The following is a 556-nucleotide window of genomic DNA, read 5'->3' as shown; positions in this document are numbered from 1 at the left end:
TCCCAAATTACCACCCCGCTTAGCGCTACGAGGAAAGCCTCATGAAGCTAGCCACCTTACAAAATCAGTTTGCGAAAGCGCTTCACTATCAGGCATTGGGCGATGACTGTAATATTGCAAGCGGTCAGTTTACCGCTGACGAGCGCATGCAGATCTATCGCAACAACTTTATCATCAGCTTGAGCGAAGTCCTCTCTGCTACTTATCCGATGGTTGAAGCGTTACTAGGGGAAACGTGCTTTGCCCAAATAGCACGCCAACATGTTTTAACGCACCCACTCCAAGAAGGCAGTGTTATTCACTACGGAAAAGACTTTCATCACACTGTGATGTTGTTTGGTCAGGTCATGGCTCAAGCGCCATACAGCCCAGAAGTCGCACTCTTTGAATGGAACATCGACCTTGCTCGCCAAGCTCGTTATGAGCATCAAGCAGACACAGCCGTGCAACCGCTGACTGAATTACCACACGTACCAGAGTCGCAACATTCTCATTTAGTTTTCCACCTTCGTCCTGGGTGTAAGTGCTTTGATGCTCATTACGCGGTGTTTGATTT

At 48.2% G+C, this 556-nt stretch carries 1 protein-coding gene; it reads left to right on the top strand.

Annotated elements, in window-relative coordinates:
- Positions 1–41: 41 nt before the first annotated feature.
- Positions 42–556 (top strand): DNA-binding domain-containing protein (locus tag R7Z50_RS30020; RefSeq protein WP_318150089.1); only part of this gene is annotated, 515 nt, incomplete at its 3' end.

This window comes from Vibrio sp. 1249-1 (assembly GCF_033340495.1).
The sequence above is the reverse complement of the archived record's forward strand: the minus strand, read 5'-3'. Positions and strand labels throughout refer to the sequence as shown.